Raw genomic sequence first — 14,553 nt, forward strand, 5'->3', positions numbered from 1 at the left:
GTTCCTGGTTTTTATCTGCCGGCTACAGAGGAATCTATAACTGTTGCCAATTGTTACCATTTGCATGTGTCGAGTTGTAACTTCACCTGCTAACCTTTGTGGTTATCTGGGAATCGTCTGTTTAATAAATCATTGTTCTTGAGGGGTGGGGTTAGCTTTTGCTGAATATCTTAAATTTCCGCGCCTCTGGCTGGGTTTTACCCCTGGCAATTTTTGTTCTGACGTTGCTGCTGCTGACTTTTGCCGTGCAGAGCTGGTTTGTCAGCCGCAGTGTGTTTGACAACGAAATTGCGCACATTAATCGTGTTGCTCTGCAGAATGCACGCTCCGTTATGATCGCCCGACGTGAATCCTTTAATCTTCTGGGGCAGGAGTTGCTGGCTCTGAATGCGCTGCAGCAACCTGATGCCGGGCGCGATACGCTGGAAAAAGTCGCTTTTTTTATGCCTGGTGTCGTCAGTCTTGGTTTGGCCCGCAGTGATGGTCAAATGGTTCTGTACACAACGCCGCGCGAATCTCACGCCAATCCTGTAACTCTGCCCAATCTGCAACAGCAGTCTTCCCGTTTATTCCGTAAAGCGCTGGATTCCGAAGATGTTGTTACCGGCCCGCCAGTCTGGCAAAACAGCAGTCGCGAATGGATGTTGCCGCTGTTTTATGCTGTTCGCGACAGTTATCACGGCGAGGTTTTAGCCGTACTGACAGGGCTTGTTCGCCTGCAAGACCGGTTGGCTCGTTGGGATGGAGTCGATCTGGGAACGGATACATCGGTTGTTATCGTCAGTTCTGATGGTGTGCCGCGTTATGCGGTGCCGGTCTTTAATGCTTATGACAGTCATGCCGGGCGTGCATTCATGCAGGAGCTTATGCAGCAGATCACAGACTCGAAGTCTGATGAAGGCTGGCTGGTTCATGACTGGAAGCAGGATCGCAGTCGTCTGACCTATCGTGTCCATTATTCCCGTATCGGGGATGACCTTTTTAATCTTGTGGTGCGGCCGCAGTCTTCGCTCTGGCAAGCCTGGCGTGACCGTATTGAGCCTGCGCTGCTCGCTTTTCTTGCTTTGCTGTTAGGCAGTATTGGCGTGCACCGCATTGTGCTTCGTCAGCAGCAACTTTATCAGCATAATCTTCTGTTTCAGGCTCATCATGATCCGCTGACCGGGTTATTGAACCGTGCGCGTCTGCTTCATCTGATGAAAGAAAGCATGCTCGACGATCCGGAAGTCGCGTTTTCTCTGTTAATTATCGATCTCGATTATTTTAATCGCATTAATGATCAGCATGGTCATGCCATCGGCGATGCATTGTTAAAACTGGTTCCTCAGCGTTTGCAGAGTATTTTGTCTCCGGGGGACTGGTTGGCACGGCAGGGGGGCGATGAATTTTTGGTCGTATTCCGTAATGAACTGAGCTTCCGTGGCCGGGATGTTCTGACGCAGGCGATCAAGGCCGCGCTGGAAGAGGAATTCGAAATTCATAACCGGGTTATTTCGGTTTCTGCCAGTATCGGCGTGGCCAATTTCCCCCGGGATGCTATCGATCCTAATGATCTGCTGGGTAAAGCCAATGCCGCTTTATATCAGGCGAAAGGTGATGGGCGTAACTGTATTGTTCATTATTCTGACGATATTGCTGCGTTAAGCCGGCGCAGCAAAGAACTGGAACGTCAGCTGGATGGTTGCTGGCAGCGCAACGAAATGCAGGTGCACTACCAGCCTCAGGTTGATTGCCGCACCGGAGCATTAATCGGTGCTGAGGCTCTGGTACGCTGGAAGAATAAATCTCTGGGCAATGTCAGTCCGGCTGAATTTATCCCTGTCGCGGAAGCTATCGGGGCGGTACGCCAGATAGATCGCTTTGTAATGGCAGAAGCCTGTGCGTTTATTCATCAGATTTCCCAGCAGTTTTCCCGGCCATTGCGCATATCCATTAATTTATCTCCGGAGCACTTGCTTGACCCTGCGATGATTACTGAGGTGACTGAATTAATCCGGCGCTATGATCTGGCGCCACAGCAATTAGTGCTGGAAATAACCGAAACCGCCGTCCTTAATGATTTTGAGCGGGCAGCTCAGCAGGTTTCACAGTTGCGTGCGCTGGGTGTCGGTGTGTCGGTTGATGATTTCGGTACTGGTTATTCGTCGCTGTCCTATATCCATAAGTTACCGGTCACGGAAATTAAAATAGACCGCTCTTTTGTCGATCAGATTGCCACCGATCTGCATGATCGTGCATTGACCAGTGCGGTCATCGCAATGGGTAAACGATTACATCTGGAGGTCGTTGCGGAAGGGGTGGAGACGGCCAGTCAGTGGCAGATTCTGCTGGAACAGCATTGCGATACCTTGCAGGGTTTCTATATTTCCAAGCCGATGGCTGCCAGTGACTTTATCGCTTTTATGGATAACTACAGCGAAGAACCTCAGGCTTTTGCTTTGCGCTAATAACTCCTCAGATTATTCCGCTGTCGAGCCCGGCGGCTATGGCGGCGCATAACTCCTCACACTGTTGTAAAAAGTCTTCCTGCCAGTCACCGCGTAAAATCAGTGGCTCCTGGACCCAGCGCCAGCGCAGGCCGGTAGTGATACTTTCCAGTGCGCGTTTTGTTCCTGTGCCATCATGCCCCGCGCGGATAATGGCTGCGCAGGGTGTCCCCTGTGTTTTTTCCAGACAAGGATAATAAATACGATCAAAATAATCCTTTAATGCGCCGCTCATATAGCCGAGATTTTCCGGCGTTATCAGAAGAACAGCGTCGGCCTGCAGAGTGTCGGGCGCGTTGGCTTTAAAAGCTGTTCTTATGATTAACTGGCTGTTCTCAGTTTCTGCTGATTTAAAGCCGGTCTTGCAGGCCTGCAATAATCGCTCAGTATTGGGGGATGGTGTGTGGGCAACAATCAAAAGTGTTTTCATCGTATAAAACCTGTTGAGTTGCCCGGCAGTATAGCGATAGCGCTATACCAATGGCAGGGCGGCTGCCTGTGCCAGCGCACAGGATAAAAGGCGGCCGGCCATTTTCTCTGCACGGCTGGTCAGCATAATAGGCACACGTGCTCCCATTAATATTCCGGCTGCCTGAGCATTGCCTAAATAAATTAATTGCTTGGCCAGAATGTTGCCGGACTCCAGGTCTGGTGCAATTAAAATATCGGCATCGCCAGCAACGGGTGAGTCAATGCCCTTGCTGTTGGCAGCCTCAAGGTTGATGGCATTGTCAAAGGCCAGGGGCCCGTCTAATAACCCGCCGACAATTTGTTTGCGGTCGGCCATTTTACACAGTGCCGCAGCATCCAGTGTGCTGGGGATATCCGGATTGATTTTTTCGACGGCACTTAAAATCGCAACCTTAGGCAGGCTGATGCCCATTGCCTGAGCCATCTGAATGGCATTGCAGACGATGTCTTTTTTCGCCCGCAAGTCCGGATGAATATTAATAGCCGCATCGCTGATAAACAGTGCTTTGGGGTAAGACGGCACATCCAGATAATACACATGGCTGATACGGCGCTCACTGCGAATCCCCGTGGTTTTGTGTAATACCGCACCCAGTAATTCGTCGGTCGACAGGCTGCCCTTCATTAATGCGCGGACTTCTCCGCTGCGCACCAGGCTGACGGCTACTTCTGCAGCTTCATGGCTGTGTTCGGTGTCGCGGATATCAATATCAGACAGGTCGATATCATTCTGGGCTGCGCACTCACGGATTTTATGCTCCGGGCCGACGAGAATGGCCTGCATCATGCCCAGGCGGTGAGCCGCGAGGGCGCCTTTTAATGAGTCCTCTGTGACCGGGTGTACTACCGCTGTTGGCAGTGCCGGGCGCAGCAGCGACCGCTCAAATAAGCGGCGCATGTGCGGATGGTTGGCGGTCGCCGTTAATATTTCTTCCCTGATCAGATCAGCGGTCATAGTCACGTCCTTAGTCTGCGTCTGGCTTAACACCATCGGATGGTTTTATGACAATTACATCACAGGCTACTTTATCGACCAGTAATTCAGCGGTGTTGCCGATTAATACACCGGCAATGCCTTCGCGCCCCACTGTGCCAACGACCACGACGTCGGCATCGATGTCTTTGGCAATACCAGCGATCACGCTGTCAGCATCACCTTCACCAATATGCACATGGTCGGGCTGAATATTGTATTTGCGCGCCAGTGCAGTACAGGCTTCTTCGTGTTGTTCAGTAATGTACTTCTGGATGTCATCCGGCGCGGTAACTTCGGGCACCATGGCAAAGGCTACTGCAACCAGCGGGTATGAGTTGGCGAGGTGCAGGTCGGTATCAAAATGATCGGACAGGTGCTCGGCAAAAGACAGAATATTATCGTTGATGATCTGGTGTCCGGTATCGCCGGAGGTCGCATCAACGGACGCCAGAACGCGGTTCTGTGCCCAGGGTTTGGCGGATTTTACCAGCATCACCGGTGCGGGGCAGTGGCGTAGCAGATTCCAGTCGGTGTGGGTGAATATCCGGTCAAGCAGGTTGTGCGGCTGTGTACCTTTAATCACCAGATCGAAATCTTTATGGCGCATGGACTCGATGACGGCATCGTGCAGATGCTTTTGCCAGTGCACCTCGGTACTGATTGAAATGCTGTTTTCAGCTTCAGGCAGGAAGCTGTTGATCCACTTTTCCGATTTATCCAGCAGGGCCTGCTTCACCCGGGTACGGGTTTCCTGATCAAGGGATGAATGATCTTCACAGTAAGCTTCGTAAGTACTGGTCAGCAGGGTCAGGTCCGCTTCCAGAGACCGTGCCAGCCACAGCGCACGATCAAGCGCAATTTGCTCCGGGTGCTCGCTGTCCAATACGACCAGGATGTGATTGATATCCAGCATGACTTTCTCCTTAAAATAATGTGTCCGGCACAGGAATACCCTAACACTAGCGCTTTGCGCTTACACCGGCCTTGTTTTGGGTCATATTGTGTTGTGTTTGCAGCTCGTCATTTGCCGGAGGTGACAATATGTCTATGAAAGCCCGGGCAGCGTTACTGAGGGTGCGGTGACGCAGATGGATCAGTCCAAGCTGGCGCCGGATAGGTGCAGAAGGCCAGGGCAGCCGTACCAGTTGTTCGTCGAGCATGCTGTGCGGCAGCAGACTCCAGCCCATGCCGACAGAAACCATCATTTTAATGGTCTCCAGATAGTTGGTTGGCATGGGTGCATGCAGATTAAGCCCGGCCTGACGGAACACCCGCTCAAGCAGCTGGAAGGTAATGGTATCCGGCTCCGGTAAAATTGCTGGTGCCTGTGCCAGATCCTGCAGGCTGAGCTGTGCAATGGCTGCCAGCGGGTGGCCGGGAGCACACACACATACCATGTCATCCTGCCACAGCGGCAGGGCTTCAATACCCTCCGGAACCTGATCATTGTTGGCTTCCAGTGTGGTCAGGGCCAGCTCGACCTGACGCAGGTTGACCGCCTGGTAGGCCCGTTCCGAGCCCATAAAACTCAGGTTTAACTGGGCGGACGGATAGCGGCTGACAAATTCCCGTAGTACCGGTGGTAAGCGGTGCAGGCCGATATGATGGCTGGTCGCCAGGGATAAGACGCCACTGACTTCGCCGCCCAGATTCATCAGCCGCAGCTCGGTGTCGGCCACCAGGTCGAGAATCTGCCGGGCTTTGGGCTGCAGCGCATGACCGGCTTCGGTCAGGCTGATGGTGCGGTTATGGCGGTCAAACAGAGCGTTACCCAGTTGCTGCTCCAGTAGCTGGATACGTTTGCTGACCGCTGACTGGGTCAGGTGCAGTTGTTCGGCGGCGAGCGAGAACGAACGTTGTTCTGCAACGGCAAGAAAGGCTTTGAGTGCCTGGGTATCCATAAATTTTGTCCGCAGTAGGCTCTGTTCGAATTCCTAATTGGAATTCAAACTAGAAATAATATGAATTTGAGTTGTTTAACAGAAGGCGTATCCTTAGGCAATACCAAAAACATCCCTGATGAGAGAGGACATCCCGATGGCTGGGAAAACCCTGTATGACAAATTGTGGGAGCAGCACGTTGTTAAAGAACGTGATGACGGCACCGCGTTAATCTATATCGACCGTCAGTTGCTGCACGAAGTAACCTCGCCACAGGCGTTTGAGGGCCTGCGTATTGCCGGGCGTAAGCCATGGCGCCTGGACGCCAACCTGGCGACTCCTGATCACAACGTACCGACTACCTCGGCTGAGCGTGAATCCGGCATTGCCGGTATTCAGGACCCGGTCTCCCGTATTCAGGTGAAAACACTGGACGAAAACTGCGATGAGTTCGGCATCACCGAATTCAAAATGGCTGACAAACGTCAGGGCATCGTGCACGTGGTTGGGCCAGAGCAGGGTGCGACGCTGCCGGGTATGACCGTTGTCTGTGGTGATTCCCATACCGCGACTCACGGTGCTTTTGCCGCACTGGCGCACGGTATTGGTACCTCTGAAGTTGAGCACGTGCTGGCGACCCAGTGTCTGATTCAGCGCAAAATGAAAAACCTGTTGATCCGCGTCGACGGTGAACTGGGTGCCGGTATCACCGGTAAAGACGTTGTGCTGCACATCATTGGTGTGATCGGTACTGCTGGTGGTAATGGCACGGCGATGGAGTTCGGTGGTTCTGCCATCCGCTCGCTGAGTATGGAAGCCCGTATGACCATGTGTAACATGGCCATTGAAGCCGGTGCCCGTGTCGGCATGGTTGGCTTTGATGACATTACCGCTGAATACGTAAAAGGCCGCCCTTACGCGCCGAAAGGCGAGCAGTGGGAGATGGCACTGGCCGCCTGGAAAGATCTGGTATCCGATGATGACGCGGTATTCGACAAGGTGGTCGAAATCCGTGCGGAAGATATCAAGCCACAGGTTACCTGGGGTACATCGCCGGAAATGGTCACCACCATCGACGGTACTGTGCCGACTCTGGACGATGCTGCAGATGAGGTTCAACGCTCCGGTTTTGAGCGTGCGTATCAGTATATGGGTCTGACACCGGGTCAGAAAATCACCGATATTAAACTCGACCGGGTCTTTATCGGTTCCTGCACCAACTCCCGTATCGAAGATCTGCGTGCCGCCGCCGATGTGGCCAAAGGCCGTAAAGTGGCTGGCAGTGTGAAGCAGGCGCTGGTGGTTCCGGGATCTGGTCTGGTGAAGGCACAGGCTGAAGCCGAAGGTCTGGATAAAGTCTTTATCGAAGCCGGTTTCGAATGGCGTGAGCCGGGTTGTTCCATGTGTCTGGCAATGAACGCCGACAAGCTGGGCAACGGTGAGCATTGTGCGTCTACTTCGAACCGTAACTTCGAAGGTCGTCAGGGCTATGGTGGCCGTACTCATCTGGTGAGTCCGGCGATGGCCGCGGCGGCCGCGATTGCCGGTCACTTTGTTGATGTGCGTGAGTTATAAGGGGAGCAAAGATGAAACCATTTACCGTACATAAGGGTATTGCTGCCCCGATGGATCGTGCCAATATCGATACCGATATGATCATTCCCAAGCAGTTTCTGAAGTCGATTAAACGCAGCGGCTTTGGCCCGAATCTGTTTGATGAGCTGCGCTATCTGGACGAAGGTCAGCCGGATGCGGATAACTCCGGTCGTCCGCTGAATCCGGATTTCGTGCTTAATCAGCCGCGTTATCAGGGTGCGTCTGTGCTGCTGGCACGGGAAAACTTTGGTTGTGGCTCCAGTCGTGAACACGCTCCCTGGGCGCTGGAAGACTTCGGTTTCCGTGCGATTATTGCACCGAGCTATGCCGATATTTTCTTCAATAACAGCTTTAAAAATGGCCTGTTGCCGATCGTACTTGATGACGCAACGGTCGACCGTTTATTCAAAGCTGTCGCGGTGAATGAAGGTTACGAGCTGACCATCGATCTGGCGCAGCAGAAAGTGATTACCCCGGATGGCGAAGAGATTCCGTTCGAGGTGGATGCCTTCCGTAAACACTGTCTGCTCAATGGTCTGGATGATATTGGCCTGACGCTGCAGGATGCGGATGACATCCGTGCCTATGAGCAGAACCGTCGTCAACAGGCTCCCTGGCTGTTTGGTGCCTGAAACTGAAATTGATTATCTGCCGGGTGCGCAAGTGCCCGGCTTCTGATTCTGGAAAATGACATGTCTAAAAATATTCTGATTCTGCCGGGCGACGGCATTGGTCCTGAAATTGTTGCTGAAGCGGTTAAGGTGCTGGATGTTGTTAATCAGCGTTTTGATCTGGGCCTGAATATGGAACACGCGCTGGTGGGCGGTGCCGCTTATGATGAGTTCGGTACGCCGCTGCCGGATGTGACCATGGATAAAGCCCGCGCCGCAGATGCGATTCTGTTGGGGGCGGTGGGTGGTCCTAAGTGGGATAACCTTGAAGACCGTGAGCTGCGTCCGGAAAAAGGCCTGCTGGGCCTGCGTTCGGGGCTGGAACTGTTCGGTAACCTGCGTCCGGCGATTCTGTATCCGCAGCTGGCGGATGCTTCATCGCTGAAGCCTGAAGTGGTTTCCGGTCTGGATATTCTGATCGTGCGTGAACTGACCGGTGGTATTTACTTCGGTAAACCACGCGGTATCCGCACGCTGGAAAACGGTGAGCGCGAAGGTTACAACACCTACGTGTACAACGAATCGGAAATCCGCCGTATCGCTAAGGTCGCGTTTGAATCGGCGCAGAAACGCGGTAAAAAACTGTGCTCTGTCGATAAAGCCAACGTGCTGGAAGTAACCGTGCTGTGGCGCGAAGTTATGAACGAAGTGGCAAAAGACTATCCGGATGTCGAGCTGTCACATATGTACGTTGATAACGCAGCCATGCAGCTGGTGCGTGCACCAAAACAGTTCGATGTGATGGTCACCGGCAACATGTTTGGTGATATTCTGTCGGATGCGGCAGCGATGCTGACGGGTTCGATCGGCATGTTGCCTTCGGCGTCTCTGGATAAGAACAACAAGGGTATGTATGAGCCTTGTCATGGTTCTGCTCCGGATATTGCTGGCCAGGGAATCGCTAACCCGCTGGCGACGATTCTGTCCGCGGCGATGATGCTGCGTTATTCTCTGAATCAGGCTGAAGCGGCCGATGCTATTGAACTGGCAGTGAGTAAAGTACTCGATAAAGGTCTGCGTACCGGTGATATTTTCTCCGCAGGCATGACCAAAGTAAGTACCAAAGAAATGGGTGAGGCAGTGGTAGCTGCCCTGCAAGAGGTTTAAAAATGGCTTTGCAAAAAGTAGGTTTGGTAGGCTGGCGCGGCATGGTGGGTTCCGTGCTGATGCAACGTATGCAGGAAGAAGGTGACTTTGACCTGATTCAGCCGGTGTTTTTTACCACCTCGCAAAAAGGGCAGGCCGCGCCGCAATTTGGCGGAAAAGATTGCGGTCTGCTGGAAGACGCATTCGATGTTGATACGTTAAAAACTCTTGACGTGATCATTACCTGTCAGGGTGGTGATTACACCAAGGAAGTTTATCCGAAACTGCGTGCTGCGGGCTGGGATGGTTACTGGATTGATGCAGCCTCTTCGCTGCGCATGGCGGATGACGCCATTATCGTACTTGATCCGGTCAATCTGAATGTGATTGAAAACGGCATCAAAACCGGCATCAAAACCTATGTTGGCGGTAACTGTACCGTCAGCCTGATGCTGCTGGCGTTGGGCGGTCTGTTTGAAAAAGGGCTGGTGGAGTGGGTTGCTCCGCAGACCTATCAGGCAGCCTCGGGTGCCGGTGCGCAGAATATGCGCGAGCTGATCAGTCAGATGGGCGCTATTCACGCTAATGTGAAAGATAAACTGGATAACCCGGCTTCGGCCATTCTGGAAATTGATCAGCAGGTTGCTGAATTTATCCGCAGTGATGAATATCCGAAAGCGCAGTTCGGTGCGCCGCTGGCGGGCAGTCTGATTCCGTACATCGATTCACAGCTGGAGTCCGGTCAGAGCCGTGAAGAATGGAAGGCGCAGGTTGAAGCCAACAAAATTATGGGCACAACCGCTGCGCCTGTTCCGGTTGATGGTTTATGCGTTCGTGTGGGTGCGATGCGTTGCCACAGCCAGGCGATTACCATCAAACTCAAGCAGGATTTGCCGGTTGCTGAAATCGAACAGATTCTGGCGGCTCATAATGAGTGGGTGAAGGTTATTCCGAACGAGCGTGAAGCCAGTATGCAGGAACTTACGCCAGCTAAAGTGACCGGTACGCTGAGTATTCCGGTTGGTCGTATCCGCAAGCTGACCATGGGGCCTGAATATATTTCAGCCTTTACCGTGGGTGATCAGTTGCTGTGGGGCGCGGCTGAGCCACTTCGCAGAATGTTGCGCATTCTGTTGAAGAGTGCCTGATTTGGCTGATTAAAAACGGGGCTCTGGCCCCGTTTTTTCATTTATTTTCTCTAAAGTGTGACCTAACTCGTTCTTTCCTATCGTATTTGTTTTGGTGCCAGAGGCCAAAAGATTGCGTAATCCCGTTTTATATTTGATACTTATGCCGCTTATGAACGGAATCTATAAGTAAGCTGGGTCAGGAATATCTCGACGAAATTGTTTTTCGATACTATACGGGGCGAATAATCGCCGTATGACAACAAGGAAGCACCAATGAAGCGCCTACTTGCGAACACCTTAATGCTGGTCGGAGGATTGACGGCCTCATCTCAGCTACTGGCGTTGGGTTTGGGAGAACTGACTCTCAAGTCGGCACTGAATCAGCCTCTGCAGGCAGAAATCGAGCTGGTTGAAACCGATGGCTTATCGCAATGGGAAATTAAACCGGCTCTGGCATCAGCCAGTGACTTTGAACGCGCAGGCGTTGACCGTTTATATTTCCTGACCAAAATCACATTCAAAGTTGAAGGTGACCGTGTGGTATTGACCTCACGTGAGCCGGTTAACGAACCTTTTCTTAACTTTCTGGTTGAGCTGAACTGGCCATCGGGTCGTGTACTGCGCGAGTACACCCTGTTGCTGGATCCACCAACCTTCCAGGAAGAATCTATTCAGCCGCTGGTAACAACTCCAGCAGGTCAGAGTTCTGTGGTCAGTGCTCCTGCTGAAACCACAACGATTGCTGCTCCGGCACAGCCAGTCGCAGTGAATCGCTGGGAAAGTGAACCTGCCGCTCCTGGCACGTATAAAGTTCAGCCAAACGACACCTTATGGCAGATTGCTCTTGAAACCCGTCCTGCCAGTGGCGTAACGCCGCAGCAGATGATGGTGGCGATTCAGAATGAAAATCCGAATGCTTTTATCGCTGGTAATATTAACCGCCTGAAAACGCATCAGGTGTTGCGTATTCCGGATGCAGAATCTATCAAACGTGTGTCTTTCGGTCAGGCCGTTGCTGAAGTCGATCGTCAGAATCGTGCACTGAATACCGGTGCTGCGCAGATTGATGCGACAGGTCGCGCGGGTACTGCAGTGGCAGCAGCAACAGCAAAAGACGGTGGCGAAGTCCGCCTGTTGTCGGCTCAGAGTGACAATGCTGAATCGGCTGGAGCCAGTGGTGACGCTGGTCAGGGCGCGGGCAGTGGCCGTCAGCAGGCACTGGAAAATGATCTCGCCATTGCGCTGGAAAATGTTGATAAAAGCCGCCGTGAGAATCAGGAATTGCGTGAGCGCCTGGAGTCTCTGGAAGAGCAGATCAATACCCTGCAGCGTCTGATTTCACTGAAAGACGATCAACTGGCAACCATGCAGGTCGGCGGAGCAGAGCAGGCGGAAACCGTTGTAGCTGAGCCGGTTGCTGAAGTGGCGGAAACGGCTCCGGCTGCAGAGCCGGAAGCGGCGCCTGCCGGTGAGTCTGTTGATTTCAACTATTCCCAGCCTGCCGACGCTGCTGTGGCAGATGGAGCTGAGGCTGTATCTGAAGCCGATGTGGCTGCGAAAGCTGCAGAAGAGAAAGCTCGCCGTGAACGTATTGCTGCCATGCTGGCACAGCAGGAAGAACAACAGCGTCCGCAGCCAACCTTACTGGATCAGATGCTTAATAATCTGCAGTATCCGCTGGCCGGTTTTGGTGTGCTGGTTATGCTTGGTCTGCTGATTGCCCGTACTCTGAAACAGCGTAAGGCTGCGAAGCAGGAAGAAGAATTTACTGATGAAGAGCTGGCGTTTGCCGATGTGGATGCTGATCCATCAAGCCTCGACGATTTCGATTTCGATGATGATGAACTGGCTGCCGGGGATGTTGATCTGGATGCAGACCACGCAGATATCGATCTGGGTGATGATCTGGATGATGCCCAGCACCACGACGATCATTTTGAAACGGTTGCTCAGACTGAAGATGTCATCAGCGAATCCGATATCTATATTGCCTACGGCAAGTTTGAGCAGGCGGTTGATCTGCTGTCTGATGCTATCGAAAAAGAACCAAGCCGTTCTGACCTGCGTCTGAAATTGCTGGAAGTCTATGTCGAAATGGATGAGGCGGAAGCTTTTGCTGTTGCTGAAGCTGGCCTGAACCAGTTGGGCGACCGTGCGGCATCTCAGCAGGCTGAACAGCTGCGCAATCGTCTGTCTTCGCCAATTGCACCGGCTGCTGCTGTCAGCGCGCTGGCTGCAGGTGCGGCTGCTGATTCAGGTTTGTCTTTGGATGATGATATTCCGGCCCTGGATGATTCTATGGGTGATGACTTCGCTGATGCCCTTGATTTTGGTGATGCACTGGATCTTTCCGAGAATATGCCGGAAGACAATGCCGATGCGGTCCTGGATCTTGGCGAAGCTGAATCAGGTCTGGAAGAAGTTCCTACGCTGGATCTGGATGATGGGCTCGAATTTGACCTGGACGAATCCGTGTCTGAACTGGAAGCGGAGTCAGCTGAAGGCGAGGACGATTTCGATATCGCTGCTGAGCCTGCTGCCGCGGACGATAGTCTTGAGTTCGATCTTGGTGATTTCGATGCAGAAACACCTGCTGCAGATGAACCTGAAGTGGCTTCTGTTGCTGCAGATAATGAGGGTGACTCGTTAGAGTTCGATCTTGGCTCGTTGTCGGCAGATGATGCTGCAGAACCTGCGGCGGTTGCGCAAGACAGTGCTGAAGACGATTTTGCTCTTGATTTTGACAGTGATGATTCTGCTCCGGTGGCTGCTGATTCAGACCTTTCCGATCTGGAAAGCCTGCTGGATGGTGATGCTGCAGGTTCTGGTGAGTTGTCCGATCTTTCCTTCGATATGGAAGAGAATACCGGCTTTGCCCAGGCTGATGGTGATGATGATCTGAAAGCTCTGGAGCAGGAGCTGGGTGAGATGACAGCTGCGCCAGTCGCGGAAGCTGATGAGGATGATTTCTCGTTCGATACCTGCGACTCCGATGACGAGCTGAATGCTCTGGCGGCCGAAACCGCAGAGCCTGAAGAAGCGATGGATTTCTCTGCTGATCTGGCTGAGCTGGATTCTGAGTTGGACGGATTTGATGCTGATGATGTCCCGGTTGTGGATGATCAGCTGGATGCGCAGGACGAACGTGTTGATCCAAGTATCCCGGATAATCTCGATATCAGTGTCGATGGTGACATCGATCTGGATGAGCTGGCGGCTGCGGATGATGAATTCGACTTCCTGGCTGGCACCGATGAGTGTGCAACCAAGCTGGATCTGGCCCGCGCTTATATCGACATGGAAGACTTTGATGGTGCCCGTGAGCTGCTGCAGGAAGTGGTTCAGGAAGGCTCGGATCAGCAGAAGGCGGATGCCCGCAGTCTGATGGATAATCTGGCCTGATAGAGTCTTTTAATGTCTGGTTTTACCTCCGGTGTGCAGCGTTACGCTGCCATCGTGGAATATAACGGTGCCCGTTTCCACGGTTGGCAGAAGCAAAAACACCACAACGAACCCACCATTCAGGCCGCTCTTGAAGCGGCCATTTCGAAAGTTGCTAACCACCCGATTGAGATTGTCTGTGCGGGGCGCACCGATGCCGGTGTGCATGCAACCCGTCAGGTGATTCATTTCGACAGTCATGCAGTGCGTACGGAATACAGCTGGCTGATGGGGGTTAACACCAATCTGCCGGACGGTGTTGCATTGCAGTGGGTGTCTCCGATTGATGGAGAATTTCACGCACGTTTCAAAGCCCGCGCCCGCCGTTATCGCTACCTGATTAATAATTCTCCGACCAAGCAGGCGCTGCAGCACGATCAGCTGACCTGGTGGCGTTACCCGCTGGATGCGGAACGTATGCACGAAGCGGCGCAGGCATTGATTGGTGAGCACGACTTCTCGGCCTTCCGTGCCAAAGATTGTCAGGCGAAATCACCGGTCAAAACCATGCATCATATTCAGGTGAAGCGCTGGGGTAATATCATCATGCTGGAGCTGGAGTCCAGTGCGTTCCTTTATCATATGGTGCGCAATATTGTTGGTGTCCTGCTGCCAATCGGGGAGGGGCATAAGCCGGTGGAGTGGATGGCTGAAGTGCTGGCTACCCGCGACCGCAAGCAGGCCGGTGTGACCGCTCCCGGAGAAGGGCTGTACTTTGTCGGTGTGGATTATCCGGAACAGTTTGATATTCCCTGTAAGCCTTATGGTCCGGTTCTGCTTGAGCCGGTTCTGAGTCTGGTCTGAATCGCACCTGA

11 protein-coding genes are annotated in these 14,553 nt (G+C 52.9%); 7 read left to right on the forward strand and 4 right to left on the reverse strand.

Going from position 1 to position 14,553, the window contains the following annotated elements; all coding sequences use genetic code 11:
- Positions 1 to 158: 158 nt before the first annotated feature.
- Positions 159 to 2,447 (forward strand): bifunctional diguanylate cyclase/phosphodiesterase, encoded by a 2,289-nt coding sequence (locus HUF18_RS09265; protein WP_225691986.1) that lies wholly within the window; start codon positions 159 to 161, stop codon positions 2,445 to 2,447.
- 7 nt (positions 2,448 to 2,454) lie between these two features.
- On the opposite strand, the gene HUF18_RS09270 is transcribed toward HUF18_RS09265, so the two are convergent.
- The 4 genes from HUF18_RS09270 to HUF18_RS09285 are packed head-to-tail and all read right to left on the reverse strand — an operon-like array spanning position 2,455 to position 5,834.
- Positions 2,455 to 2,916, reverse strand: a complete 462-nt coding sequence (locus tag HUF18_RS09270; protein ID WP_145468890.1) for a flavodoxin family protein — start codon at positions 2,914 to 2,916, stop codon at positions 2,455 to 2,457.
- Positions 2,917 to 2,958: 42 nt separating this feature from the next.
- Positions 2,959 to 3,912 carry a bifunctional enoyl-CoA hydratase/phosphate acetyltransferase gene (locus HUF18_RS09275; RefSeq protein ID WP_145468889.1) on the reverse strand — a complete coding sequence of 318 codons (954 nt, stop codon included), beginning with the start codon at positions 3,910 to 3,912 and terminating at the stop codon, positions 2,959 to 2,961.
- A 10-nt stretch (positions 3,913 to 3,922) separates the two neighbouring features.
- The gene (gene uspE / locus HUF18_RS09280; RefSeq protein WP_225691987.1) at positions 3,923 to 4,846 is read right to left on the reverse strand and encodes a universal stress protein UspE; all 924 of its coding nucleotides are present in this window, start codon (positions 4,844 to 4,846) and stop codon (positions 3,923 to 3,925) included.
- Positions 4,847 to 4,892: 46 nt separating this feature from the next.
- Positions 4,893 to 5,834, reverse strand: coding sequence for a LysR family transcriptional regulator (locus HUF18_RS09285; protein ID WP_225691988.1), 942 nt, complete (start codon positions 5,832 to 5,834; stop codon positions 4,893 to 4,895).
- A gap of 136 nt (positions 5,835 to 5,970) precedes the next feature.
- Here HUF18_RS09285 and leuC point away from each other — a divergent pair, with 136 nt between their 5' ends.
- The 6 genes from leuC (at position 5,971) to truA (ending at position 14,542) form a co-directional block, all read left to right on the forward strand.
- Positions 5,971 to 7,389, forward strand: coding sequence for a 3-isopropylmalate dehydratase large subunit (gene leuC / locus HUF18_RS09290; protein WP_225691989.1), 1,419 nt, complete (start codon positions 5,971 to 5,973; stop codon positions 7,387 to 7,389).
- 11 nt (positions 7,390 to 7,400) lie between these two features.
- Positions 7,401 to 8,042 carry a 3-isopropylmalate dehydratase small subunit gene (gene leuD / locus HUF18_RS09295; RefSeq protein WP_225691990.1) on the forward strand — a complete coding sequence of 214 codons (642 nt, stop codon included), beginning with the start codon at positions 7,401 to 7,403 and terminating at the stop codon, positions 8,040 to 8,042.
- Between the two features lie 60 nt (positions 8,043 to 8,102).
- Positions 8,103 to 9,188 (forward strand): 3-isopropylmalate dehydrogenase, encoded by a 1,086-nt coding sequence (gene leuB / locus HUF18_RS09300; RefSeq protein WP_145468884.1) that lies wholly within the window; start codon positions 8,103 to 8,105, stop codon positions 9,186 to 9,188.
- 2 nt (positions 9,189 to 9,190) lie between these two features.
- Positions 9,191 to 10,315, forward strand: a complete 1,125-nt coding sequence (gene asd, locus HUF18_RS09305; protein ID WP_225691991.1) for an aspartate-semialdehyde dehydrogenase — start codon at positions 9,191 to 9,193, stop codon at positions 10,313 to 10,315.
- Between the two features lie 255 nt (positions 10,316 to 10,570).
- Positions 10,571 to 13,699 (forward strand): FimV/HubP family polar landmark protein, encoded by a 3,129-nt coding sequence (locus HUF18_RS09310; RefSeq protein ID WP_225691992.1) that lies wholly within the window; start codon positions 10,571 to 10,573, stop codon positions 13,697 to 13,699.
- Between the two features lie 12 nt (positions 13,700 to 13,711).
- Positions 13,712 to 14,542 carry a tRNA pseudouridine(38-40) synthase TruA gene (truA, locus tag HUF18_RS09315; protein ID WP_225691993.1) on the forward strand — a complete coding sequence of 277 codons (831 nt, stop codon included), beginning with the start codon at positions 13,712 to 13,714 and terminating at the stop codon, positions 14,540 to 14,542.
- Positions 14,543 to 14,553 lie beyond the last annotated feature (11 nt).

It is taken from the genome of Thalassolituus sp. ST750PaO-4 (genome assembly GCF_020320405.1).
GTDB classification, from domain to species: Bacteria; Pseudomonadota; Gammaproteobacteria; order Pseudomonadales; family Oceanobacteraceae; genus Venatoribacter; species Venatoribacter alkanivorans.

Coding starts and splice junctions, on each gene's coding strand:
- HUF18_RS09270 (WP_145468890.1), bottom strand. CDS start 2,916: ATGAAAACACTTTTGATTGTTGCCCACACACCATCCCCCAATACTGAG.
- HUF18_RS09275 (WP_145468889.1), bottom strand. CDS start 3,912: ATGACCGCTGATCTGATCAGGGAAGAAATATTAACGGCGACCGCCAAC.
- uspE (WP_225691987.1), bottom strand. CDS start 4,846: ATGCTGGATATCAATCACATCCTGGTCGTATTGGACAGCGAGCACCCG.
- HUF18_RS09285 (WP_225691988.1), bottom strand. CDS start 5,834: ATGGATACCCAGGCACTCAAAGCCTTTCTTGCCGTTGCAGAACAACGT.
- leuC (WP_225691989.1), top strand. CDS start 5,971: ATGGCTGGGAAAACCCTGTATGACAAATTGTGGGAGCAGCACGTTGTT.
- leuD (WP_225691990.1), top strand. CDS start 7,401: ATGAAACCATTTACCGTACATAAGGGTATTGCTGCCCCGATGGATCGT.
- leuB (WP_145468884.1), top strand. CDS start 8,103: ATGTCTAAAAATATTCTGATTCTGCCGGGCGACGGCATTGGTCCTGAA.
- asd (WP_225691991.1), top strand. CDS start 9,191: ATGGCTTTGCAAAAAGTAGGTTTGGTAGGCTGGCGCGGCATGGTGGGT.
- HUF18_RS09310 (WP_225691992.1), top strand. CDS start 10,571: ATGAAGCGCCTACTTGCGAACACCTTAATGCTGGTCGGAGGATTGACG.
- truA (WP_225691993.1), top strand. CDS start 13,712: ATGTCTGGTTTTACCTCCGGTGTGCAGCGTTACGCTGCCATCGTGGAA.